Origin of the sequence: Pseudonocardia sp. ICBG1293 (assembly GCF_020131355.1) — a bacterium.
Taxonomy (GTDB): domain Bacteria; phylum Actinomycetota; class Actinomycetes; order Mycobacteriales; family Pseudonocardiaceae; genus Pseudonocardia.
The window spans coordinates 117,361-140,124 of sequence record NZ_JAHLEL010000057.1 but is presented as its reverse complement, the minus strand read 5'-3'; the positions used below and the strand labels follow the sequence as shown (position 1 = coordinate 140,124).

Annotated in this window: 21 protein-coding genes and 1 pseudogene; 6 read left to right on the top strand and 16 right to left on the bottom strand. The window is 74.8% G+C overall.

Annotated features, from left to right (window positions below):
• Nucleotide 1 precedes the first annotated feature (1 nt).
• Complete coding sequence (locus tag KPF47_RS33525) at nucleotides 2-910, bottom strand: hypothetical protein (RefSeq protein WP_224392740.1); 909 nt, start codon at nucleotides 908-910, stop codon at nucleotides 2-4.
• 253 nt (nucleotides 911-1,163) lie between these two features.
• Here KPF47_RS33525 and KPF47_RS33520 point away from each other — a divergent pair, with 253 nt between their 5' ends.
• Nucleotides 1,164-1,808, top strand: coding sequence for a DUF2470 domain-containing protein (locus KPF47_RS33520; protein ID WP_224392739.1), 645 nt, complete (start codon nucleotides 1,164-1,166; stop codon nucleotides 1,806-1,808).
• 7 nt (nucleotides 1,809-1,815) lie between these two features.
• On the opposite strand, the gene KPF47_RS33515 is transcribed toward KPF47_RS33520, so the two are convergent.
• Together KPF47_RS33515 and KPF47_RS33510 are read right to left on the bottom strand one after the other, a co-directional pair.
• The gene (locus KPF47_RS33515) at nucleotides 1,816-2,139 is read right to left on the bottom strand and encodes a DUF3817 domain-containing protein (RefSeq protein ID WP_224392738.1); all 324 of its coding nucleotides are present in this window, start codon (nucleotides 2,137-2,139) and stop codon (nucleotides 1,816-1,818) included.
• A complete protein-coding gene (locus tag KPF47_RS33510) occupies nucleotides 2,136-2,699 on the bottom strand; it encodes a hypothetical protein (RefSeq protein ID WP_224392737.1) in 564 nt (187 codons plus the stop codon). Before KPF47_RS33510 ends, KPF47_RS33515 begins: the two co-directional genes overlap by 4 nt.
• A 584-nt stretch (nucleotides 2,700-3,283) precedes the next feature.
• On the opposite strand from KPF47_RS33510, the gene KPF47_RS33505 reads away from it, so the two are divergent.
• Nucleotides 3,284-4,117 (top strand): CPBP family intramembrane glutamic endopeptidase, encoded by an 834-nt coding sequence (locus KPF47_RS33505; protein WP_224392736.1) that lies wholly within the window; start codon nucleotides 3,284-3,286, stop codon nucleotides 4,115-4,117.
• A 106-nt stretch (nucleotides 4,118-4,223) separates the two neighbouring features.
• Complete coding sequence (locus KPF47_RS33500) at nucleotides 4,224-4,760, top strand: ferritin (protein WP_224392735.1); 537 nt, start codon at nucleotides 4,224-4,226, stop codon at nucleotides 4,758-4,760.
• A 63-nt stretch (nucleotides 4,761-4,823) separates the two neighbouring features.
• On the opposite strand, the gene KPF47_RS33495 is transcribed toward KPF47_RS33500, so the two are convergent.
• A complete protein-coding gene (locus tag KPF47_RS33495; protein ID WP_224392734.1) occupies nucleotides 4,824-5,753 on the bottom strand; it encodes a DUF5926 family protein in 930 nt (309 codons plus the stop codon).
• A 21-nt stretch (nucleotides 5,754-5,774) separates the two neighbouring features.
• On the opposite strand from KPF47_RS33495, the gene KPF47_RS33490 reads away from it, so the two are divergent.
• From KPF47_RS33490 to KPF47_RS33480, 3 genes are all read left to right on the top strand, one after another.
• Nucleotides 5,775-7,010: a cytochrome P450 gene (locus KPF47_RS33490; RefSeq protein ID WP_224392733.1), complete on the top strand. Its 1,236-nt coding sequence runs from the start codon at nucleotides 5,775-5,777 to the stop codon at nucleotides 7,008-7,010.
• 184 nt (nucleotides 7,011-7,194) lie between these two features.
• The gene (locus KPF47_RS33485) at nucleotides 7,195-7,851 is read left to right on the top strand and encodes a hypothetical protein (RefSeq protein WP_224392732.1); all 657 of its coding nucleotides are present in this window, start codon (nucleotides 7,195-7,197) and stop codon (nucleotides 7,849-7,851) included.
• 138 nt (nucleotides 7,852-7,989) lie between these two features.
• The gene (locus KPF47_RS33480) at nucleotides 7,990-8,418 is read left to right on the top strand and encodes a hypothetical protein (RefSeq protein ID WP_224392731.1); all 429 of its coding nucleotides are present in this window, start codon (nucleotides 7,990-7,992) and stop codon (nucleotides 8,416-8,418) included.
• A 768-nt stretch (nucleotides 8,419-9,186) separates the two neighbouring features.
• Here KPF47_RS33480 and KPF47_RS40620 read toward each other — a convergent pair.
• From KPF47_RS40620 to KPF47_RS40615, 12 genes and pseudogenes are all read right to left on the bottom strand, one after another.
• Nucleotides 9,187-10,209 (bottom strand): DUF4328 domain-containing protein, encoded by a 1,023-nt coding sequence (locus KPF47_RS40620; RefSeq protein ID WP_224392730.1) that lies wholly within the window; start codon nucleotides 10,207-10,209, stop codon nucleotides 9,187-9,189.
• Nucleotides 10,210-10,212: 3 nt separating this feature from the next.
• Nucleotides 10,213-10,542: a rhodanese-like domain-containing protein gene (locus tag KPF47_RS33470; protein WP_224392729.1), complete on the bottom strand. Its 330-nt coding sequence runs from the start codon at nucleotides 10,540-10,542 to the stop codon at nucleotides 10,213-10,215.
• A gap of 433 nt (nucleotides 10,543-10,975) precedes the next feature.
• Nucleotides 10,976-12,571: pseudogene (locus KPF47_RS33465) on the bottom strand (cation acetate symporter); the annotation flags it as partial.
• Nucleotides 12,568-12,909 (bottom strand): DUF485 domain-containing protein, encoded by a 342-nt coding sequence (locus KPF47_RS33460; protein WP_062399142.1) that lies wholly within the window; start codon nucleotides 12,907-12,909, stop codon nucleotides 12,568-12,570. The gene KPF47_RS33460 and the pseudogene KPF47_RS33465, both read right to left, overlap by 4 nt.
• Before the next feature lie 216 nt (nucleotides 12,910-13,125).
• Nucleotides 13,126-14,883 carry a cation acetate symporter gene (locus tag KPF47_RS33455; protein WP_224392728.1) on the bottom strand — a complete coding sequence of 586 codons (1,758 nt, stop codon included), beginning with the start codon at nucleotides 14,881-14,883 and terminating at the stop codon, nucleotides 13,126-13,128.
• Nucleotides 14,880-17,369 (bottom strand): hypothetical protein, encoded by a 2,490-nt coding sequence (locus tag KPF47_RS33450; protein WP_224392727.1) that lies wholly within the window; start codon nucleotides 17,367-17,369, stop codon nucleotides 14,880-14,882. Before KPF47_RS33450 ends, KPF47_RS33455 begins: the two co-directional genes overlap by 4 nt.
• Nucleotides 17,366-18,220 carry a LytR/AlgR family response regulator transcription factor gene (locus tag KPF47_RS33445; RefSeq protein ID WP_374108938.1) on the bottom strand — a complete coding sequence of 285 codons (855 nt, stop codon included), beginning with the start codon at nucleotides 18,218-18,220 and terminating at the stop codon, nucleotides 17,366-17,368. The genes KPF47_RS33450 and KPF47_RS33445 overlap by 4 nt, the downstream gene beginning before the upstream one ends.
• A gap of 171 nt (nucleotides 18,221-18,391) precedes the next feature.
• Nucleotides 18,392-19,270, bottom strand: coding sequence for a S49 family peptidase (locus KPF47_RS33440; RefSeq protein ID WP_374108937.1), 879 nt, complete (start codon nucleotides 19,268-19,270; stop codon nucleotides 18,392-18,394).
• Nucleotides 19,271-19,403: 133 nt separating this feature from the next.
• The gene (locus KPF47_RS33435; protein WP_224392724.1) at nucleotides 19,404-20,627 is read right to left on the bottom strand and encodes a sensor histidine kinase; all 1,224 of its coding nucleotides are present in this window, start codon (nucleotides 20,625-20,627) and stop codon (nucleotides 19,404-19,406) included.
• Between the two features lie 20 nt (nucleotides 20,628-20,647).
• The gene (locus tag KPF47_RS33430) at nucleotides 20,648-21,526 is read right to left on the bottom strand and encodes a DNA-formamidopyrimidine glycosylase family protein (protein WP_224392723.1); all 879 of its coding nucleotides are present in this window, start codon (nucleotides 21,524-21,526) and stop codon (nucleotides 20,648-20,650) included.
• Between the two features lie 8 nt (nucleotides 21,527-21,534).
• Nucleotides 21,535-21,975 carry a hypothetical protein gene (locus KPF47_RS33425; protein ID WP_224392722.1) on the bottom strand — a complete coding sequence of 147 codons (441 nt, stop codon included), beginning with the start codon at nucleotides 21,973-21,975 and terminating at the stop codon, nucleotides 21,535-21,537.
• A 242-nt stretch (nucleotides 21,976-22,217) separates the two neighbouring features.
• Nucleotides 22,218-22,742: a cupin domain-containing protein gene (locus KPF47_RS40615; protein WP_224392721.1), complete on the bottom strand. Its 525-nt coding sequence runs from the start codon at nucleotides 22,740-22,742 to the stop codon at nucleotides 22,218-22,220.
• Nucleotides 22,743-22,764 lie beyond the last annotated feature (22 nt).

Below are 22,764 nucleotides of genomic sequence, written 5' to 3'. Positions count from 1 at the left end.
ATCAGTCCAGCAACCCGAGCGCGACCAGGTCCGCGATCGGCACCGGGTCCGGGTCGACCCCGCAGCGCGGCAGCACGGTCCGGACCTGTTCGACGGCGGCCTCGGGCAGCTCGTCGAGCTCCCGGGCCAGCTTCTCGCCGCCGGTGCAGGTCAGGGCGTCCTCGGCCGGGTCGGACGAGGCGCTCACCCCGGTCATCCGCGCGACGGCGGCCATCAGGTTGAGCAGCCCGTGCCGCCCGCGCGGCTGCGACGCCGACGGGTCCTCCCGCACGATCCGGTCGATCCCCTGCGCGGAGATGCCGCCGGTGCCGCTCTCCAGCCCGGCCTGGAGGAACCGGTGGAGGTCGTCGATCTCGGGGACGTCGGAGGCGCGCGGACCGCCGAGTCGGATCTTGGGGGTGCAGCCGTGCTGGGCGACCTTGCGGACCGCGGCGAGCCAGGCGACGGTGCCGTCGGCGTCGCCCTCGACCGGGCGGCGCGGCTCGACGACCGGGGTCACCTCGTCCGGCACGAACTCCGAGACGCGCTCCAGCCAGATGCCGTCGACGTCCGGCGGGGCGACGCACTCGACGGTGCTCGGGGTGAGCAGGCTGGAGCGGGAGAACACGGTCGACAGCGCCTTGGGCACCGCTCCCAGCCCGGTGTCGACGACGAGGGCCAGGTCCGCGGGCCTGCTCGGTGCGGACCGGGCGAGCTCGGTCACCACGGCGGACAGCTGGGACGCGGGGCAGACCAGCCGTCCGACGAGGCCTCCGTAGTGGCCGTCGCGGGCGGCGAGGTAGCGCGACACGACGGCGTCGACGCCCGGTGCGACGGTCCTCGGCTGCAGCAGGCTGGTGTCGTCGACCAGCGCGGCGAGCAGCGGACGGATCGGCCACGGGTCGGCTGAGGAACCCGAGGGCACGGTCATCACGCCGACAGACGCTAACGGTCGGGTCACGGAGCCCCGCAGAGGGGGTTGTCCCCCCTGTGTCACGACGCACTGGACAGGGCACACTCCGTACTGATTGGGTAAGGGTTACCTAATCGGAGGTGAGAGTGGGAACGACCCGAGTGCGCCGCCCCCGACGCCCGCCGTCGCCGAGCGAGCCCGCAGCCTCGTCACCCGTGGTGGCCGCGCCGCGCTCGTCGGCACCGGCGAGCCGGAGCCGTGTGCGCCGCTGATGCACCACACTTGGCCGGACGGCACGACCGACCTGCTGCTGCCCGACGACCACGTGCTGCGCGAGCGCGCCCGGCTCACCCTCGGCGGACTGCCGGTGATGCTCGAGCTGACCGGCAGCACACCGGTACCGCTCGACGAGCCGGTCCGGGAGCTGCTGTGGCTGGTCGGGACCCTGCAGGAACCGGATCCGGCGACCGGCCGGGAACGGGCACTGCGGGTCGCCGAGAAGACCCCGCACCCCAACCTCCTCGACGCCGGCCGCGGCGCCACCCTGCTCCGGCTGCACCCGTCGTCGGCGGTCTACTCCGACGCCGAGGGGTGCGCACCGGTCTCGCCGACCGAGCTGGCGGCCGCCGAGCCCGACCCGTTCTGCCGGGTCGAGCAGGCCTGGCTGGAGCATCTCGACCAGGCGCACCCGGAGATGCTGTGCGCGCTGCGCCGCCACCTGCCCGACGGGCTCGGGTTCACCGGCGGCCGGGTCCGCCCGGTGGGTGTGGACCGCTTCGGGCTCCGCGTGCGGGTGCCCACCGCGACCGGTACCCAGGACGTGCGGCTGGCGTTCTCCTCGCCCGCCGACACCCCCGAGGCGCTGCAACGCCGGTTCGCCGAGCTGGTGGGCTGCCCGGCGGCCGGGGACCGCTGAGCCGCGCTCAGGGCCCGGCGGGGGCCAGGTGCTCGGACTGCACCTTGCGGGTCACCTTGCGCTCGGCGACGAACGACGCGACCGGGATGGTGCCCGCGGCCAGGATGACCACGGCGAACACCGGCTTCCAGCGGCAGCGCTCGGCCAGGATCAACGTGCACACGATGTAGATCATGTACAGGAAGCCGTGCACCATCCCGATCAGCGCGACCGGGCGCGGGTCGCCGAACAGGTACTTCGCCGGCATCGCGTAGAAGGTGAGCAGGAGCAGCCCGACACCGGTGACCCAGGCGGAGATGCGGTAGGCCTTCAGGGCGGTCGCGACGGTCACGGGGTGGACTCCTCCCGGTGCCGGGCCGCCAGGCGGGCCAGCTCCTCGTTGTAGGCCCGCAGCTGCGGGTCGGTGCTCCGGGGTGGGGCGGCGCCCGCCGGGCGGGACGTGAACGGCGACGGCCCCGCCGCGGGGGCCGGGGCGGCGGGCTCGGCGGCCGACGTCCCCCGCACCACGACGGGCTCGGCGGCCGGCGTCCCCGGCACGGCGACCGGAGCGACCGCCGGGGCCTCGACCGGTGCGGCGGCATCGGCCGGTGCGGTGCCGGCTCGCGCCGCACGGACGTCGGCCATCTCCATGCTCAGGAACCGCCACCACATGACGCCGAAGAAGACGGCGAACAGCGGCCACTGCAGGCCGTAGCCGACGTTGAGGGCCGAGCCCATCGCGGATCCCGCGCGTCCCCACTGCCAGACGGCCAGCCAGGTGCAGGTGACCATCGCGCCGAGGGTGAGGACGTGCCAGACCATCCACCTCGGGGACAGCAGCAGCCGCATCACGCCGACCAGGGTACGCACCCGGTCGTGGTCACGGCCGGGCCCCGACGAGCGCTCGCTCACGCCGGCCGGGACACCGCGGCGCGGACGGGCTCGTGATCGTCCCGCCACACTCCGCGCCGCCACTCCGCGCCGCCCACTCCGCGCCGCCCACTCCGCCCGCCCCGTGGCCGCATCCCGCCGCGTGGCTCGCATCCCCCGCGGCGCTCCGCGCCCGCGCGGTGATCCGTCGCCCGCGCGGTGATCCGCCGCCCGCGCGGTGATCCGTCGCCCGCACGCGTCCGGACGCGCGCGGGCAGCGGATCTGCGCGCGCCATGAGGATCACCGGCCGATGCACACACCGGGGCCCGCGGTCCGCCGCCCGTCACCCCCGCCGGGGCGGTCCTCCGTCACCGCCGCGGCGATCGCCCGCCCGGCGACCCCCCGCCCGGTGGTCCGCGGTCCACCCGGTGATCCCTCTCCCGCGCGGTGATCCGCTGTCCGCGCGCGTCCGGACGCGCGCGGACAGCGGATCAGCGCGCGCCATGCGGATCAGCGCGCGCCGTGCGGATCAGCGCGCGCCGTCTGGATCACCTGCCCGCGACCCTGCCTGCCGCACGGGACTCGGCCCGCGGAACCGTCCGGCACCCGGTGCGATGATCGGCCCATGACGAGCGGCCCGGCCCCGGTACGACCGCGCGGAACGCTGCGGGACTGGCTCGCCCCGGCGTCCCCGGACTTCCCGGGCGTCGCCACCGACCCCCGCGAGCGACGGCTGATCGGACTGGAGATCGCGGTCGTCCTGACCGTGACACTGGGCCTGTCCGCGCTGCGCAGCGCGCTCTCGCTGCTCGAGGCCCTGCTGAACCCCGCGCCGCTGGTCGACCAGCAGGTCACCCTGAACGCTCCGGCCTCCACCGACGCCTGGATCGACCTCGCGTTCCAGCTGGTGCGGGCGCTGCAGCTGGCCGGGTGGGGCGCGCTCGCCGCGTACCTGCTGCTGCGGGCGGGGGTGGCGCTGCGCCGGGTCGGGCTCGACGGCAGCCGTCCGTGGCGCGACGCGGCGCACTCGGCAGGTCTGGCCGCGCTGATCGGCGTTCCCGGCCTGGGGCTCTACCTGATCGGCCGCCTCGCGGGCATCACCCCGGACGTCGCCCCCAGCACGCTGACCGACCAGTGGTGGCGGATCCCGGTGCTGGTGCTGTCCGCGGCGGCGAACTCCTGGGCCGAGGAGGTCGTCATGATCGGCTATCTGCTCACCCGGCTCCGCCGGCTGGGGTGGTCGGAGAACCGGTCCGCGTTCGCCGCGGCCGTCCTGCGCGGCTGCTACCACCTCTACCAGGGGGTGGGTGCGTTCGTCGGGAACCTCGTGATGGGCCTGGTGTTCGCCCGGTACTGGCAGCGGACGAACCGGCTCTGGCCGCTCGTCGGAGCCCATCTGCTGATCGACGTCGTCGCGTTCGTCGGGTACGCCGTGCTCGGCCCGAGCCTGCCCTTCTGACCGGCGAAGCGGCCCTCACCAGGGCAAAGGTGACCCTGGCCAACTGAGACGGACACCAATTCTGGAGAAGTTCCAGAAAAGTCCGGTCGTCGCTAACCTGGTCGTCATGACCGACGAGTCCAAGTTCCACGCCCTGCTGCGCGACCAGGTCCGCAGCGAGTTCACCGCGAGCCAGCAGTACCTCGCGATCGCCGTCTGGCTCGACGACGCCGACCTCCCGCAGCTGGCCGCGCACTTCTACGCGCAGGCGCTCGAGGAGCGCAACCACGCGATGATGATGATCCAGTTCCAGATGGACAACGACCTCACCGCGACCATCCCGTCGGTCGGTGAGGTGCAGACCGCGTTCTCCTCCGTCGAGGAGCTCGTCCAGCTGGCACTGACCCAGGAGAAGCAGGTCACCGAGCAGATCACCACGCTGGCCCGCACCGCCCGCGACGAGGGCGACTACCTCGGCGAGCAGTTCCTGCAGTGGTTCCTCAAGGAGCAGGTCGAGGAGGTCGCCTCCATGACGACGCTGCTCACCATCGTCCGTCGCGCCGGGGACGACCTGTTCCACATCGAGGACTTCGTCGCCCGCGAGATGGTGCGCGGCGAGGCCGCCGACCCGGCCGCACCGCCCGTGGCCGGCGGCGCCCTCTGAGGAGTCCCTCGTCGGTCCGGCCGGGTCCCGGCGCCCCGTGGGGGTGCCGGGACCCTCGCCCGTCTAGCGCAGCGTGATCTGCTTGCCCGCGAGCACGTCGCGCGCCCGGTGCTCGGACTCGGTGAGCGGCGTGGCGGCCAGCCCGGCCACCGCCTCGTCGAGCCGCTTCGCGAACTCCGCGGCGGGGCCGGCCCACTCCGAGGAGTGCATCTCCCGGTCGACGTCCCAGACCGGCACGAGCAGCCCGTGCGCCCGGAACGACCCGGCGTAGCGGGAACCCTCGCCCAGCTCCAGCCCGCCCTCGCCGGACAGCCGCGCCAGCGCCGCCATCAGCGTCGTCTCGTCCTCGGTCCGCACCCAGCGCACGTGCGCCTTGGACCCGGTGTCGACCCAGTAGGCGCCGCGCACTCCGTCGGCGGTGACCGCCTCGGTCGGCATGATCACCGAGTTGGCGCGCTCCAGCATCGCCTGCGCCTCGGGGTCCGGGCTCTCCGACGGCAGCCACCAGGCGAAGTCGGCGTGCACCGTCGGCTCCAGCGGGGTGCCGGGCTCCAGCACGTCCTGCAGCCGCTCACCGGTGTGCCGCCCCGCCCCGACGACCGGCAGCGACGACCCCGGCGCGGCCGAGCGCGCCCAGGCGAGCGCACCGGCCAGGTCGGCCGACAGGTCACCGGAACGGGTCTGGACCTGCATGCCGAGCAGGACCTCGCCGTTGTCGCGCACGATCGCGGCGGACGCGCCCGGCAGCACCGAGGCCAGGGTCACCGGACCACCGGAGCGGACCGGGAGGGCCGCCGTCGCCGAGGGGAGGAACTCCCGCATGGCGACCAGGTCGGGCTCCGCCGCGAGACCCTCGAACGGCCGGATGACGATCACGTCGTCGCCGGCGCCGTGGCAGGCCTTGTACCGCTTGCCGGAGCCGCAGGGACACGGCCGGCGCGGGTTGTCCCCCGCCTCGGCGGTGCTGGCACGGTTGCGCGTCTTCTTACCCATCGCCGGGCAAGGTAGCGGGTCGTGCATGCCTTCGATCCGGCCGACCCCGGTTTTCTCGCCGACCCCTACCCCGCCTACGCGGCCCTGCGCGCCGCCGGGCCGGTCCACGACCACCCCGGTCTGGGCGTCCCGGTCGCGGTGACGCACGCGGCCTGCTCGGCCGTGCTGCGCGACCGCGGGCTGGGACGGATCTGGTCCGACGCCGAGCCCGCGGCCGAGCTGGCCGCGTTCAACCTGCTGCACCGCAACTCGCTGCTGGAACGCGAGGGCGAGCCGCACACCCGGCTACGACGCCTGGTGGCCTCGGCGTTCGGCCGCGGGCACACCGAGCGGCTGGCCCCGCTGGTGCGGGCGCGGGCCGGGGCGCTGGTCGACGGGCTGGTGGACCGCATCCGGGACGGCGCCCCGGCCGACCTCGTGGAGCTGGTCGCCGCGCCGCTGCCGGTGGCCGTGATCGCCGACCTGCTCGGCGTGCCGGAGGACCGCCGGGCGCCGCTGCGGGAGTGGTCGGACGCGATCGTCCGGATGTACGAGCCCGACCCCGGCGACGAGGGGCGACGCGCGGCCGAGCAGGCGTCGGCCGACTTCACGGCGCTGCTGCGGGTGCTGGTCGACGAGCGCCGGTCCGGCCGCGGCGTCCCGGCGACCGGTGGACCCGGGCCGGACCTGATCACCGACCTGCTCGCCGTCCGGGACGCCGGCTCGTCGTCGGTCCGGCTCGACGAGGACGAGCTGGTCGGCACCGCGGTGCTGCTCCTGATGGCCGGGCACGAGGCGACGGTGAACGTCGTCGGGAACGGGGTGCACGCCCTGCTGCGGCACCCGGACCAGTGGCGACGGCTGCTCGACGACCCCGAGCTGGTCGGAACGGCCGTCGAGGAGCTGATCCGCTTCGACGCGCCGCTGCAGCTGTTCGAACGGACCGCCGTCGTCGACACCACGGTGGCGGGTCACCCGGTTCCCGCGGGCAGCCGGATCGCGACGCTGCTCGGCGCGGCCGGCCGCGACCCGGCCGTCTTCGGTGCGGACGCCGACCACCTCGACATCGGCCGCTCCCCCAACCCCCACCTGGGCTTCGGCGCCGGCGTGCACTACTGCCTGGGCGCCCCGCTGGCCCGGCTGGAGATCGCCGAGGTGCTGCGCGCGCTGCGCGAACGCCTGCCCGACGCCGCCCTCGACGGCGAGCCGGTCCGGCGCCCGCGGTTCGTCATGCGCGGCTGGTCGGAGCTCCGGCTGACCGCAGCCGTCTCCCGGTGAACCCGGATGCCGCAACGATTCGAGAGCCGAACGGCCTATTCCCGGGAGCCATCAGCGAATTGTCGATGACGCCACGCAAGAGCGCGCGGGAAAGGAGCGGAACCGGCGTCGACGAGCATCGGCCGGCATGGTGGAATCGGCGGTGATGGAATCGTAGTCGGAACTGCTCGACACCGTTCTCGGCGTGCCGGGGACGGGCTACGCCTGTGTCGCCGATCCCGCCACCGGCGAGCTGGTCGCGGACGCGGGCGGACGCGTCGTCCCCGGCCTCGCCGCGGTGCTCGGATGGGGCGCCGCCCAGGTCGTGCCCGGCGGGCCGGGGCCGGTGTTCGAGGACGCGGTGATCACCACCCGGGAGGGCCACCACCTGCTGCGGGCACTGCCCCGCGACGGTGCGGCTCCCCTGCTCGCCTACGCCCACCTCGACCGGTCCGGCAGCCCGGTCGCGCTGGCCCGGCGGGCGCTGCGACCGGCCGGAACCCCTACACAGCGGACTGTTTCCCAGGTCAGGACCCCGGACACGATCCGGCCGGTGGAGCAGGACCGTCCGGTCGCACCCGTCCGACTGACGGACGCCGGCCCGGCACCGATCGCGGTGCCGCGACCGTCACCGGTACCCGAGGCCGAGCGCACCCCGCCCCCGGCCGTCCCGCTGCCGCGGCGGGCACCCGGACCCGCCGGGACGGCACAGCCACCGGGGCCCCCGGCCGAGCCGGACCGTGACGCCGAGCACGCCCGGGCCGTCCCCGGGGGCGGCCGGTGGGCGGACGACCTGGGCACCATGGCCCGGATCCTGGCCGCGCTGCGCCGTTCGGGGACCTCGTCGGCACTGGGGAGTTGACGCTCCGGAATTGCGCGTTATCGTTGTCCGCCCCGGCGCCGGAACGAACTGAGATCATTTCTCGCAGAATGCGGAACGTGGTCGCGGCGCGGGCTCCCCGACATCGTCGCGGTGGTTGCCGCGCGGAAGGCTCCTGAGATGAACAACATCGATCGTTCCCTGGACATGGCCGCCAACATCAAGGGCGCGTTCGCGGTCGCGATCGTCGACTTCGACAGCGGGATGACCCTGGGCTCGCGCGGGGGCAGCCCCGAGTTCGACCTCGACGTCGCGGCGCCCGGCAACTCCGACGTCGTCCGGACCAAGCTCGAGGTCATGCAGAAGCTGGGACTGCGCGAGACCATCGAGGACATCCTGATCACCCTGGACACCCAGTACCACCTGATCCGGATCATCCGCGGCACCGACGAGCAGCTGTTCTTCTACCTCGTGCTGAACCGCGCCCAGGCCAACCTCGCGATGGCCCGCCGCGACCTGCGCGTCATCGAGCAGCAGTTCGCGATGACCTCCCCGCAGGCGGGTGCACCGCAGCAGGGCCAGGCCTTCTTCCCCGCCCAGCAGCGCTGACGCCCGCGGGACCCCCCACGACGATGGGACGTCACCGGCACGCCGTCGCCGTGCGCACCGACGGGCTCGCCGCGGTGCTGGGCCCGCTGTTCTTCGACCCGCGGATCCGCTCGGCCGCCCTGCTCGACGTGGACAGCGGGATGGTCCTCGACGTCTGTGGGCCCGACACCGCGGTCGGGCGGACGGCCCGGGGGGTCCCCGCCGCCCACGACCACCGCGACGAGGTCCGCGGCGCGGCGCACGCCGAGCTCGTCCGGATCGCGCTGGCCCTCGCCCCGAACGCGGGCGGGCGGGTCGGCATCGTCCTGGAGGCCGGCCCGGACCGCCACGTACTGCGCACCGTCGCCGACCCGCACGGCGGGAGGCTCGCCCTCTCGGTGGTGGTGCGCGGCCCCGACCGGGCGGTCCGGCGGGTCCGCAAGCTGCTGCAGGACGTCTCCGACGCCGCGCTGACCGCAGGACCGTCGACGGCGGTCCGCCCCGGCTCGACGGGCTGGGCCACCCCACCGCCCGATCCCGGTCCCACGTCCGCGCCACCCGGTGCGCCCGCACCCGGTGTCCCCGCACCCGGTGTCCCCGCACCCACGACGGCGCGCGCACCGTGGGGGTCGGGTGGCCACGGCGAGGTCCCGGAGCCCGGGGCCCGGCCGACCGCACATCCCGCCCGGGCCGTGCCGAGGGCACCGGGCGGACCGTCTCCCGTCGCCGCGGGAGTGTCCCCACCGGTGCCCCACCGGGACGCCTCCCGGACCCCGGGTGCGCCCGGCGTCAGTCCGCCGGGTTCCCCGCCGTGGCCGGGGCCGGTACTGCCGTCGGCGCTGCCTGCGGGGCCGACGGCACCACCGGGACCGCCCGCCCCGCGTCCGCCGCTGTCGTCGACACCAGCAGCTGCCGGGGACCCTGCGCCCGCTCGGTCAGCAGAGCGGTGAGCAGGCGCACGACCCGGATCGTGCGCCACGCCGTCACAGCGGCGAGCACGTCGGCCCAGGCGTGCAGGACGACCCCGTCGGCCAGCGCCTGTGTGCCGGTGCGGAACCGCCAGACCAGGACGACCGCGCCCAGCACCACGCACGCCGCCCACAGCACCCACCAGACCAGCAGCTCCCGCGACGGCGACGGCCTGCGGTCCGGTGGCAGTTCGAGCGCGGCGTGCTCGGTCTCCGCCAGCAGCGAGCCGGGCGCGACGAGGTTCCAGCCGGGCACCACCCAGCCCGCGACGACCCATCGACGGCTCCGCCAGGGGCGGTTCCCCGCGCGGTCCGCGGCCGCCCGGTAGGTCCACAGGCTCCACGAGACCGTCAGCACCCCGGCCGCGATCGTCGCGACCACCGAGGACCAGCCGCCGAACCACACCAGCGCGTCGGAGACACCGACGGCCGCCGGGGACAGCGCGTCGGACCGGCTGAACAACAGCAGCACGTACCGCCACACCTCGGCGACGGCGGCGACCCCGGACACGACGACGACCACCCACAGCACGGGCACGAGCTGGGCGGCGAGCGCGCGGGCCCGGTCGACCGGGCGCAGCGGGCCCGCACCGGGGACGGGCGCGATCCGCCACGGCCCGACCGGGAGGCCCCAGCGCGGGACGGAGCGGTAGCGCGGCGGCCCGGCGTAGCGGCGGCGCCGGGTGGCGGGCTCGGGAGCGGGTCCGCCGGGCGTCGTCGCCACCCAGTCCAGAGCGGCCAGGTAGCGGCCGCACCACGGGCAGAACGCACCCCCACCGGGGGGCGCCGTCCGGCCACAGCGCGGGCAGGGCGGGCCCGGCCGCCCGGGAGCCGGCGCGGACACGGGTCAGGCGATCCGGGGGGCGCTGCCGTCGTCGGTCACGACCGTGCGGCCCTGGGCGGCCCAGTCCTGCATGCCACCCTCGACGTTCACCGCCGGGTAGCCCTGCTGGGCCAGGTAGGCGACGACCCGGGCCGACCGGCCGCCGGACCGGCAGACGACGTAGAGCGGATCCTCGGTGGGGACCTCGCCCATCCGGCCCGCCAGCTCCGACATCGGCAGGTGGCGGGCGTGCGGGGCGTGACCGGCCGTCCACTCGTCGAGCTCGCGGACGTCGAGCATCGGGGCGTCGGCGGGAAGGTCGGACACGCTCACGGCGGGAACCGGGTCGGACATGGCGCCATCCTGCCACGCCACCCCGTCAGCCCGCCGTGAGCGGCGGGCGTCAGCGACCGTCGTCGCGGTAGAGCGACCCGTGCGGGATGGTCACCTCGTTCGGGTCCAGTGGCGGCGCGACGGCCCGGTACCCGCCGGTGGCCCGTGCGGGCCGGTACCCGCCGGTGCCCTGCGGGGCCGGGCGGTGGCCCGTCCCGAACCGGTCCGGACGCCCGTCGGCGCCGACGGCGGGCTGGGTGCCGGTCAGCCCGGTGTTCCCGAACAGCTCGCCGGCCTGGCGGCTGGTCTGCGGGCGCTGCTGCCCCGGGGTCGGCCGGGGCGCCGGGCGCGGCTGCGGTCGGTGCCGCCCGGAGCCCTCGGCTTCGCGACGGGGGGTCCCGATGAGGTCCTCGGCCGGAACCGCGGTCGGCCTCGGGGCCTGCTTCGGTGCCGTGGTCGCACGCACCGCACCGGCGCCGGTGAGCGAGCGGACCTCCATCTCGGCGTAGCGGGCGGCGTTGAACCGCTCGCGGCCGCCGAGGAAGGTGCCGATGATGCCCAGCGCGAACGACACCGGGATCGAGACGAGGCCGGGGTTGGACAGCGGGAAGAACGCGAAGTCCGCGCCCGGCACCATCGAGGTCGGGGACCCGGACACCGCCGGGGAGACCACGATGAGGCCCACGCAGACCAGCACGCCGCCGTAGATGCTGCACAGCGCGCCGGTCGTGTTGAACCGCTTCCAGAACAGCGAGAACAGGATCGTCGGCAGGTTCGCCGACGCGGCGACGGCGAACGCCAGCGCCACCAGGAAGGCCACGTTCTGGCCGTTGGCGACGATCCCGCCACCGATCGCGACCAGGCCGATGACCAGCGCCGTCGTGCGGGCGACACGCACCTCGGAGTCCGGGGAGGCGTTGCCGCGGCGGAGCACGTTCGCGTACACGTCGTGGGCGAACGAGGCGGACGCGGTGATCGTCAGGCCCGCGACGACCGCCAGGATCGTCGCGAACGCCACCGCCGAGATCAGGCCGAGCATGATCTCGCCGCCGAGCGCGTAGGCCAGCAGCGGCGCGGCGTCGTTCTGGTTCGCGCGGGTGATCGTCCCCGGCGGCAGCAGCGCCGTCGCACCGTAGCCGAGCACCAGCGTGAACAGGTAGAAGATGCCGATCAGCCAGATCGCCCAGACCACCGAGCGCCGGGCCTCCTTGGCGGAGGGCACCGTGTAGAAGCGCATCAGGATGTGCGGCAGACCTGCCGTGCCGAGCACCAGGGCCAGCCCCAGCGAGATGAAGTCGATCTTGTTCGTGTACTGGAGCCCCGGGTTGAGGATGGCCTCGCCGCGCTCGGAGTTCTCGGTGGCCTGCTGCAGCACCGCGGACAGGTTGAAGCCGTAGCGGCCGAGCACCCAGGTGGTCAGCACGGCGGCACCGGTGAGCAACAGGCCGGCCTTGATGATCTGCACCCAGGTGGTGCCCTTCATGCCGCCGAACAGCACGTAGACGACCATCAGGCCGCCGACGACGACGATCACGAGCGCCTGCGACAGCGTGTCGGTCTTGGGGATCTGCAGCAGCAGCGAGATCAGTCCGCCGGCACCGGCCATCTGCGCGATCAGGTAGAACAGCGAGACGACCAGCGTCGAGGTCGCGGCGGCCGCACGGACCGGGCGCTGGCGCATCCGGAACGCCAGGACGTCGCCCATCGTGAACCGGCCGGTGTTGCGCAGCAGCTCGGCGACCAGCAGCAGCGCCATCAGCCAGCCGACGAGGAAGCCGATGGAGTAGAGGAAGCCGTCGTAGCCGTAGAGCGCGATGGCACCCGCGATGCCGAGGAACGAGGCCGCAGACAGGAAGTCACCGGCGATCGCGGTGCCGTTCTGCGGACCGGTGAACGCGTGCCCACCGGTGTAGTAGTCGGCACGGGTGGCGTTGGTACGGCTGACCCGCAGCACGATCATCAGGGTCACGATCACGAACAGCAGGAAGAACCCGAGGTTCGCGGTCACCGAGCCGACCGACTCGGCCTGGGCCAGGACTGACGTGGTCATGCGCGCACCTCCGCCTGCTCGACCCGGGCGCGCAGCTCGGCGGTCGGGCCGTCGATCTCCCGCTCGGCGAACCGGACGTACAGGGTCGTGATCAGGAAGGTGGAGACGAACTGGCCGAGACCCACGAGGAGCCCGACAGTGATCGTCCCGACGACCCGGATGGACATGAACTCGGGGGCGTAGCTGGCGAGACCGACGTACGCGAGGTACCAGGCGAGGAAGATCGCGGTCATCGGGAACACGTAGCGCCGGAGACGGCTGCGGTACGCCCGGAACTCGGGACTCGCCTGGACCTGCTGGTAGATCGTGCCGGCCGAGCGCTCTGCGGGGCTGCTCATGGCGCCGGTTCCTTTCGGGTCGTGCTGCGGGGAGCCGGGCCGCGTCGTGGCCGGGGGACCGCGGCGCGCCCCCGGGGGACACACTTCACCCGGGACAACGACGGAGTATCGCACCGGGGAACGTCGTTGCGTGCCGTTACCGGCAAAGACCCCCGGTCCGGACGAATCGGCCCGGCTGAACGGTGACACTGTGTAGACTCGTTCGGGGGAAAACGGTCAGGCCCTGTCGTCCAATCGGTCCCGCATCAGACCCAGCCGTTCGGGTGCGTGCAGGCGCAGGAGCACCTGACCGGCGTCGGCGGGGCGGCGCGCCCGGGTGAACCAGGAGACCAGCGCCATGGTGGCGAACGCCAGCGGCACGCTGACGATCGCGGGCCGGTAGAGCAGCACCCCGACCCAGCCCGCCGCGGAGCCGAGCCCGGAGACGTCGACACCGGCCAGGGCGGCGACCACCGCACCGGCCGACACCACGCCGCCGACGACGACCCCGGCGATCGCCCCGACGTCGGTCAGCCCGCGCCACCAGATCCCCAGCACGAGCAGCGGGCAGAACGTGGACGCGGCCACGGCGAAGACCAGGGCGACTGCCTCGGCGAAGTTCAGCCCGGACGGGACCAGCGCGACGACCGTCGGTGGCACCCCGGCCAGCACCGTCGCCAGCCCGAAGCGCCGGGTCATCCGGCCCTGGCGGGGCAGCACGTCGGTGGAGACGACGCTGGCCAGGCTCACCAGCAGGCCCGACGCCGTCGACAGGAACGCCGCCCACGCGCCCGCGGCGACGAGACCGCCCACCAGGGCACCGAGCAGCCCACTGCCCAGGATCGCGGTCGGGAGCAGCAGCACCGCGGCGTCGGTGCGGCCGGTGACCAGCAGCTGGGGGGTGTAGACCCGGGACAGCACGCCGAGCAGGGTCACCAGGACGTAGAAGCCGCCCAGCATCGCCAGGACGAGCACGGCGCTGCGGCGGGCCGCCCGGCCGTCGGAGTTGGTGTAGAAGCGGCCGAGGACGTGCGGCAGGCCCATCGTCCCGAGGAACGTCGCGAGGATCAGCGAGTAGGTCGCCAGCAGCTGGTGGTCCTCGGTCCCGGTGAACGGGCGCAGCCAGCTCTCGTCGTCGGTGGGGGCACCGCGGGTGACCGGCACCGGGTCGCCCGCGGCGAACCGCAGCTCGGTCCCGGCGGTGACCTCGTGGGTGGACCCGGCGACCCAGCGCAGCGGGCCGTCGACGACCTGCCCGTCGACGGTGCCGCGGGCCACGACGTCCACGGCCAGCCGTGCCTCCAGCGTCACCGGCGTGGCCACCGAGACCGTCGTCGGCTCGCGGAACTCCGGGGGCTCGTCGCGGGCGAAGGTGTGACCGTCGCCCAGCCAGACGGCCAGCCCGATCACCGCCGGGACGGCGAGCGCGGTGAGCTTGAACCAGTACTGGAACGCCTGGACGAACGTCACCGACCGCATCCCGCCGAGCGCGACGGTGGCGACCACGATGACTCCGGCCGCGCCGGAGCCGACCCAGTCGGGCAGGCCGGTGACGATGCCGACGGTGAGCCCGGCCCCCTGCAGCTGCGGGAGCAGGTAGAGCCAGCAGATCCCGATGACGACGGCCGCGCACACCCTGCGCAGCATCGGTGAGGCGAGCCGGGCGTCGGCGAAGTCGGGAACGGTGTAGGCGCCCGACCGGCGCAGTGGCGCGGCGACGAACAGCAGGAGGAACAGGTAGCCGGCGGTGTAGCCGACGGCGTACCAGAGCGCGTCGACCCCCTGGACCAGGATCAGGCCTGCGATGCCGAGGAACGACGCCGCCGACAGGTACTCCCCGGAGATGGCGCCGGCGTTGAGCCGCGAGGGCACCGACCGGGACGCGACGAGGAAGTCCGAGGTCAGCCGGGTCCGGTGGGCGACCGAGCCGATCACCGCGGATGCGACCGCCACCAGGACGATCGCGACCAGCGACAGGATCGCGGTCAGGCTCATCGATCGGCCACGTCGTCGGCGAAGTCCTGCTCGGCCGCCTCCGCGGAGCTCACGTACCACCAGCCCAGGCCCAGCAGGAACGGGTAGACCAGCACGCCGAGCAGCAGCCAGGGCAGCCGGATGCCGAGCACCTCGACCTGCCCGATCACCGGGACCGCGATGAACAGCGCGGGCAGCACACCCAGCCCGATGAGCGCGACGACGCTGACCCGCAGTGCGAGCAGCAGCTGGGTGCGGACCAGGGAGTTGCGCAGCAGGGTGCCGACGGCGCCGGGGTCCTGCACGTCGGACAGCCCGCGCGAGGACTGGGCGGTCGAGCGGCGCTCGGAGAGCACGACCCGGACCCGGCCGGCGCCGGGACCCTCGCCGTCGGCGTCGGCGTCGTCCTCGGGGGCGGGCGGGTCGGTCGGCTCCGCGGAGAACGGGCGGGGCCGGGCGCCGGTGTAGGGCGCCGCCGCGGCGGGGCTGAACGGCTCGGGTTCGGGCTCGGCCGACGGCTCGGGGGCCGGGGCGACGTCGACGTCGGGGGCACGCCAGATGACCTCGGTGCGCTCGAGGGGACCGCCGCGCAGCTCGTCGAGCTCCTCGTCGAGCTCGTCCTCGTCGGGGAGGTCGTCGTCCTCGTCGTCGACGCGGGCCTCGGGGTCCGCGGCAGGGAACGGCACCGGTGCGACGGCGGGGCCGCGCCGTCCCGCCGCCGACCAGCGGGTGGGGACGGGCCGGGTCTCGGGGGACTCGCCGGGACGCCGCCGGTCGACCGGTGCGACGTCGGTCCCGGTGGCGTCCCCGGTCCGGTCGTCGGTCCCGGTCCGGGCGAGCAGCCCTCCGGGGCCGTCGGCGCCGCGGGGGGCCGGCGCGTCCGCACCGCGGGCCGTGCCGGTACCGGCGTCGTCGGTGGTGGCCGTACCGGTCGCCTCGGCGGCACCGGTCGTGTCGGGCGTCCCCGCCAGCAGCGCGCTGCGGTCGGGGGACCAGCTGTTCGACCACGACGTCGCACCCGGGACCCGCTGCGGCAGCCCGGATCCGCCGCTGGTCGGGGGCCACTGCTTACCGCTGTCGACGACGCCCGGGGCCGGGGTCGCGGCGGCGGGCGGCCAGCCGACGCCGGGACGCAGGCCCTCCGGGGCGTAGGGGTCGGGCAGGAGGTCCGAGCGCGGCCGGGTCGGGCGGGCGCGGGCCGGGTGGACCGGCCGGACGTGGGCGTCGCGGGCGTCGGGATCGCGGTCCGCGGGCGCGGCGGAGCCGGCCGGGCCACCGGGGTCCGCGCGCGGAGCGGCCCCGGGCGGCACGGCGGCGGGCGGAGCCGGGTCGGCGGGCGGAGCCGGGTCGGCGGGCGGGACGGTCGTGTGCGGGGCGGAGCCCCCCGACGTCGTGGTGTCCGGGTCGGCCGGGGCGGGCGCGGTGCCGGCGGCCGTGGTCGCGACGCCGCGGGCCGCCGCACCGCGGGGCGGGTCGGCGTGGCCGGGGTCCGGCGCCGCGGTGTCGTCCCCGTCCGCCGGGGGGCGGGTACCGGCCGGGTCGACGCGGGCGTGCCGGCCGGTCGCACCGGCCCGGTCCGCGACGCGACGCGCGATCTCGGCCTGCAGCCAGCCGGCGCCGTCGTCACCGGCGGGCTCCTCGGCCGCACGACGGGACCGGCGGGCAGCGCGCCCCGCGGCCGGGGTGGCCTCCGCCGGGTCACCGGGTGCCGGGTGACCGGGTGCCGGGTGACCGGGTGCCGGACCGCCGGTGCGACCGTTCGCCTCCGGCACCGGACCGTCGCCGCGCCGGGTGGCGGACGTCGACCCGGCGGCCGGAGCCGGGGACGACCCGGGCCCGGGACGGGGCGTGGCTCCGTCACCCGCGGACCCGGCCCGTCCGGCGGTCGCGGGCGCCCCGGACGGACGGTGCCCGCCGTCCTCGGTACCGGGCCGCCCGGGCGCCTCGGAGCCGGGCCCGGCGGACGGTGGCACCGAGCGGTCCGACGGGTGTGCGCCGGGAGCGGGCCGGGCGGTCTGCCACGCCCCGGGACCGGGCCCACCGGAGGACGGCCCACCGGAGGGCGGCCGGGCCCCCGGGTGCCCTCCGCGGCGGGGCCCGCCCGGCCCGGGCACCGGACCGTGCGGCTGCGCGGCGGACGGGCCCACGGGCGTCCCACCGCCGGGCGCGCCGCCACCGGCAGGCCGCGGGTGCGGACCGGACGCGAACGAGCCGCGCGGCTGGGCCGGGATCGCGTTCCCGGCCGGGTCCGGGGCGAGGGCCACCCGGCGGTCGCGGTGCTCCGACGCCGGGTTCCAGGCGTCGAGACCCGCCACGGCACCGTCGGGGTACGGGCGTGACCGCGCCGGGTCCGGACGGACCTCGGACGCGGCCGGACCCGGTTCCGCGCGCGCGCCGTCGTCCGTCGGCCCGGCCTCGCCGGGGCGCTCGGACCCGTCGGGGTCGTCCGCGGCCCGGTCGGACTGCGGACGCACCGGCGGCGGAACGCCACCGGTGGACCTGCTCACCTCTGGCTCCACGCCTGCTTGGTCGCGCGGACGAGACGGTCCTTCAGTTCACGGGTGTGCCGGCGGCTGACCGGGAGCTCCGCGGTCTCCGGGCCGGAGCCGATCCGCACCACGTACCCGGACCCGGCCAGCCGCAGCTCGGTGACCAGCGGCAACGCGACGAGGAACGAGCGGTGGATCCGGACGAAGCCGGCGTCGCGCCAGCGGTCCTCGAGCACCGACAGCGGGATCCGTACGAGGTGGCTGCCCTCGGTGGTGTGCAGGCGGGCGTAGTCACCCTGGGCCTCGACGTAGCGCACGGCCGACCGCGGCACCAGCTTGGTGGTGCCGGCGAGCTCGACCGGGATCACCTCGTCGTCGCCGCCGCTCTCCTCGCGGACGGTCTCCACCGGGCCACTGCGCCGGGTGGACAGGATGCGGTCCAGCGCCGCGGAGAGACGCTCGGTGCGCAGCGGCTTGAGCAGGTAGTCGATGGCACCGACGTCGTAGGCGTCGACGGCACGGTCGTCGTGCGCGGTGACGAAGACGATCGCGGGCTGCACGGCCATGTTCTTGAGGACCCGGGCCAGCTCCAGGCCGTCGAGGCCGGGCATCCGGATGTCCAGGAACACGGCGTCGATGTCGGTCTGCTCGGCGACGTCGGCGCCACCACCCGCACCGGGCGCGGCGGCCGCGGCCGCACCGGCCCGGCGGCCGTTCAGGATGCGCAGGGCCTCGGTGGACTCACCGGCCTTCAGGACGGTCGCGACCCGCGGGTCCTCGTCCAGCAGGAACGCCATCTCCTCGAGCGCGGGCTGCTCGTCGTCCACCGCGAGCACGACGAGTCCGCGAGTGGTGTCGTTGCTGTCCACGATCTCCTCATCCTGCTTCCGGGCCTGCGCCGGGAAGCCCATCCGCTCGATGATCGCCCGGCGCCGGGACCATGGTGACGTGCCGACGCGCGGGATGCCAGGGCACGAACCGGATCGGTGACCGTCCGGACACGGGGTGCAGCTCTGCCGTGGTACGCACGGTCACCGGTCTCACAGCCCGTAACGGGCCCACGCAGCCCGTGTCTCGAGGCCGGAGAGCAGCTCGTGCCCGGCCGCCGCGAGGCCACCCGGGAGTCCTGCCCGGGCGGCGGACCCGCCCGCTCCGAGACGGGCGAGCAGCGGCCTGCGTTGTTCCACCGGGCGCTGCTCGGCGTCCGGGAAGCGCTCGGTCAGGACCTCGTGGGCACTGCCGATGCCGTCGACCAGGCCCAGCGCACGGGCCTGCTCACCCAGCCACACCTCGCCGTCGAACAGCTCGGTGTCGGTCGCGAGCCGGTCACCGCGCCGCGTGCGCACCCAGTCGGTGAACCGCTCGTGCAGCTGCTCCTGCAGGCCGGTGAGCCAGGCCACGTCCTCGGACCGCTCGGGCAGGAACGGGTCCAGCCGCGACTTCGAGCCGCCCGCCGTGTGCAGCCGCCGGGAGACACCCCACCGCTCGATCAGGCCGTCGAGCCCGAACCCGGCGCTGATCACGCCGATCGAGCCGACGATCGAGGTGGAGCAGGCGTAGATCTCGTCGGCGGCGCAGGCCAGCCAGTAGCCGCCGGAGGCGGCCACGTCCTCGCAGAACGCGAGCACCGGGACGTCCTTCTCCGCCGCCAGCGCGCGGATGCGGTCCCCGATCAGCTGGGACTGGGTCGGTGAACCACCCGGGGAGTTGATCACCAGTGCGACGGCGGCGAGCCGCTCGGGCGCGAAGGCACGCTCCAACACCTTCTCCGTCGACGAGATGCTCAGCACCTGGCGGGGCACCGGCGCGGCGTATGCACTGATGACGCCCTGCAGCCGGACGACCGACACCACCGCAGGACCGACCGAGTCACCCAGTCTGCCAGGCAGACGCGAGGTCACGGCCGCGGGAATACGCAGGACGTCCATGCCGCCCCACCGTACGCGCGAGCACAGGGTGACGGGGCGTGACCGGATCGGCACAGCTTGCTGTCGGCCAGGTCACCCGTACGGCCCAACAGGCCGCCGGAGGGTCCCACCGGAGCCCGCCGGATCAGGCCCGGATACCCGCCCGGAACTTCGGCACCCGCAGAGTGATCTTCATCCCGGCGCCGATGTTGGTGTCCACGACGAGCCCGAAGTTGTCGCCGAAGGCGGAGCGCATGCGGTCGTCGACGTTGCCCAGGCCGACGTGTGCGCCGGACAGGTGCGCGTCGTCGAGGTCCTCGTTGAGCCGGGCCGGGTCCATGCCGACGCCGTCGTCCTCGACGACGATCACGCACTCCGAGCCCGCGTTCTCGGCGCGGATGGTGACGGTGCCGCCGTTGGGCTTGCCGGACAGGCCGTGCCGGACCGCGTTCTCCACCAGGGGCTGCAGCGCGAGGAAGGGCAGCACGACGTTCTGCACCTCCTGGTCGATCTGCAGCTTGATGTTGAGCCGGTTACCGAAGCGGGCCTTCTCCAGCCGGACGTAGCGCTCGATGTTGTTGAGCTCGTCGAGCAGCGTCGTGTACTCGCCCGCGGAGCGGAAAGAGTAGCGGGTGAAGTCGGCGAACTCGATCAGCAGCTCGCGGGCCCGGGCCGGGTCGGTCCGGATGAACGAGGCGATCGTGGTCAGTGCGTTGTAGACGAAGTGCGGCGAGATCTGGGCGCGCAGGGCGCGGACCTCGGCCCGGTTGAGCCGGGCGCGGGAGTCGTCGAGCTCGGCGAGCTCCAGCTGGCTGGAGACGTAGCGCGCGACCTCACCGGTGGCCCGCAGGACCGGCGGGCCGGCCGTCGACGGGGTGAGCGCGGCGAGCGTGCCGATGATGTTCCCGTCGCTCTCCAGCGGGACGACGACGATCCCGCGCACCTCGCAGCCGGGCTGGTTGCACTTGATGGAGGTGTGGCTCATCAGCTCCATCCGGCCGGTCCGGACCACCGTGTCGGCGAGCGTCTGCACGTCCTGCTGGTGCTGGTCGGCGGTGCCGTCCCAGCCCAGGACGGTGCCCCGGGAGTCGGTCATCGCCATCGCCGTGGTCTCCAGCAGCTGACGCAGGTACGGCAGCGCCTGCGACGCCGACCGCGACGACAGTCCCTCGCGCAGCACCGGTGCGGCCAGCGCGACCGTGTGCAGCGCGGAGAAGGTGGCCTTGGCCAGCGGCGAGACCATCGTGTTGCGCCGGTTGCGCTGCCACAGGAAGAAGAACACCGCGACCACGCCGACGACGCCCACCACCACGAGCAGCAGCGCCATGGAGGGGGTGAGCGTGGTGGATCCGTCCACGACTGCGAGCACCCCCGTTCCCGCGCCCGCCACTAGCGCACCAACCGGGACAGGCGGCGGTCGGCGAGCGGTTTCCCCCCGGTCTGGCAGGTCGGACAGTACTGGAACGATCTCTCCGCGAACGACACCTCGCGCACGGTGTCGCCGCAGACCGGGCACGGCAGGCCGGTACGGGCGTGCACCCGCAGCCCGGACCGCTTCTCCCCCTTGAGCTCAGCGGCCCCCTGCCCCACCGAGCGCGCCACCGCCTCGCTCAGCACCGTGTGCAGCGACGCGAACAGGGCGTCCCGCGCCTCGGGCCCCAGCCGTGCCGCGGTGGCGTACGGCGACAGCTTCGCGGTGTGCAGGATCTCGTCGGAGTAGGCGTTGCCGATCCCGGTGAGCGTGGACTGGTCGGCGAGCAGTGTCTTGAGCCGGCGGGTGTCGCCGTCGAGCAGCTCGTCGAGCCCGGCACGGGACAGCTCCAGCGCGTCCGGGCCGAGCTTCGCGATGCCCGGTACCTGCGTCGGGTCGGCGACGAGGTACACCGCGAGCCGCTTCTGGGTGCCCTGCTCGGTGAGGTCGAACCCCGGCCCGCCGACCTGGTCGAGGTGCACCCTCAGCTGCAGCGGGCCCCGCCCCGGCCGGGGCGGGGTCACACCCGCGGTCGTGTGCCAGCGCAGCCAGCCGGCCCGCGACAGGTGCGTGACCAGGTGCAGCGGACCGGCGTCGGGGCGGTCCTCGAAGTCGACCGACAGGAACTTGCCGAACCGTGACGCCCCGGTCACCACCCGCCCCACTAGTGCCGACACCGGCGGTTCGAAGGTCTTCAGGGCGCTCATGGAGGCCAGGTCCACCCGGGCCACCGGGCGGTACACCGCGTGCTCACGCAGGTGGTGGGCCAGCGCCTCCACCTCGGGCAGTTCGGGCACCCCGACTCCTAGTTGATCGGCTGCAGCGGGCTGTCCGCGTGGCCGGGCGTCGAACGGTTCTTCAGGCTGCGCACGACCACCTTCGTCTCCTCCCGCGCGGTCGCGAGCCCGCGCACCATGCCCGTCCACTTCTCCGGGGGCAGGTCGTACCCGCCCTGGGTCTTCGCGGTGATCGTGAAGGGCCTGCGCAGGAGCCAGCGGAACGGGAAGAAGCCCAGGCCGACGATGACGACGAGCCAGTAGAACCAGGGGAAGACCACTCCGTCGGGTACCCAGACGATGAGGACCAGCCAGAAGAACACCAGCGTGCTGAGCACGAGCACGACCGCGCCGTTGCCCGCGTCGACGTCGTGCTCGAACTCGTCGCCGACCGCCGGCGTGGTCCACTCGATCCGCCGGCTCACCTGCCACTCGCGGTAGTCCGCCGCGATGACCGTCTTCGTCGTCAACGTGTCCGCTCCCCTGCCCCGGTACCGCCCCGATGTTCCCACAGGGACCCGACAGAACCGAGCATCCGCGGGCCCCCGCCCCGGTGCATCACCGCCCGATCTCCGAGCCCACCCGACTCGCACGACCGGACCGTTCGCACGAAAGGTTCCTACGAACGGCCCGTTCGTGCGAACCCGGGCGGGTGCCGGGCGGGTGCCGGGACGGCGGTGTGGAGCCCGGGACGTCGGGCGGGCGTCCGGGGTCAGCAGGCGGGCTCGGCGGGTTCCCGTTCGGGCGCGCCGGGGGCCAGCAGCTCCGAGCGGGTCAGCACCACCGGGTCCGGCCCGTCGTTGCGCAGCTCGTGGGGCCTGCCGTCCTCCAGGAAGAAGGCCTCCCCCGGCCCGAAGGGGCGGGGTTCGCAGGAGTCGGCGCGCTGCACGGTCACCGTCCCGGACCGCACGACGGAGATCACCGTGCCGGGGTGGCTCACCCAGCCGCTCGCCTGGCCCGGCGCCAGCACCTCGGTGCGCACGAGCAGCTCGGCGGGGCCGGGCGTGGAGATGTCGACCGGTCGGTCGAGGCGGCCCCGGGCGTCGGAACCCGCCTGGGTGACCGGTACGTCGGGGACCCCGGGGAGCGCGGACCCCGTGGTCGGCGCGGGGGCGGCGGACGCCGACGGAGCGGCTTCGCCATCGTGCCCGAGCTGGCCCGGCTGGGCGCAGCCCGCGAGCAGGGCGGCGGTCGCGACCAGCAGGGCCGGTCCGAGATGGTGACGGGCGAGCGGCACGGGCGGTGTCCCTCCGGGCGCG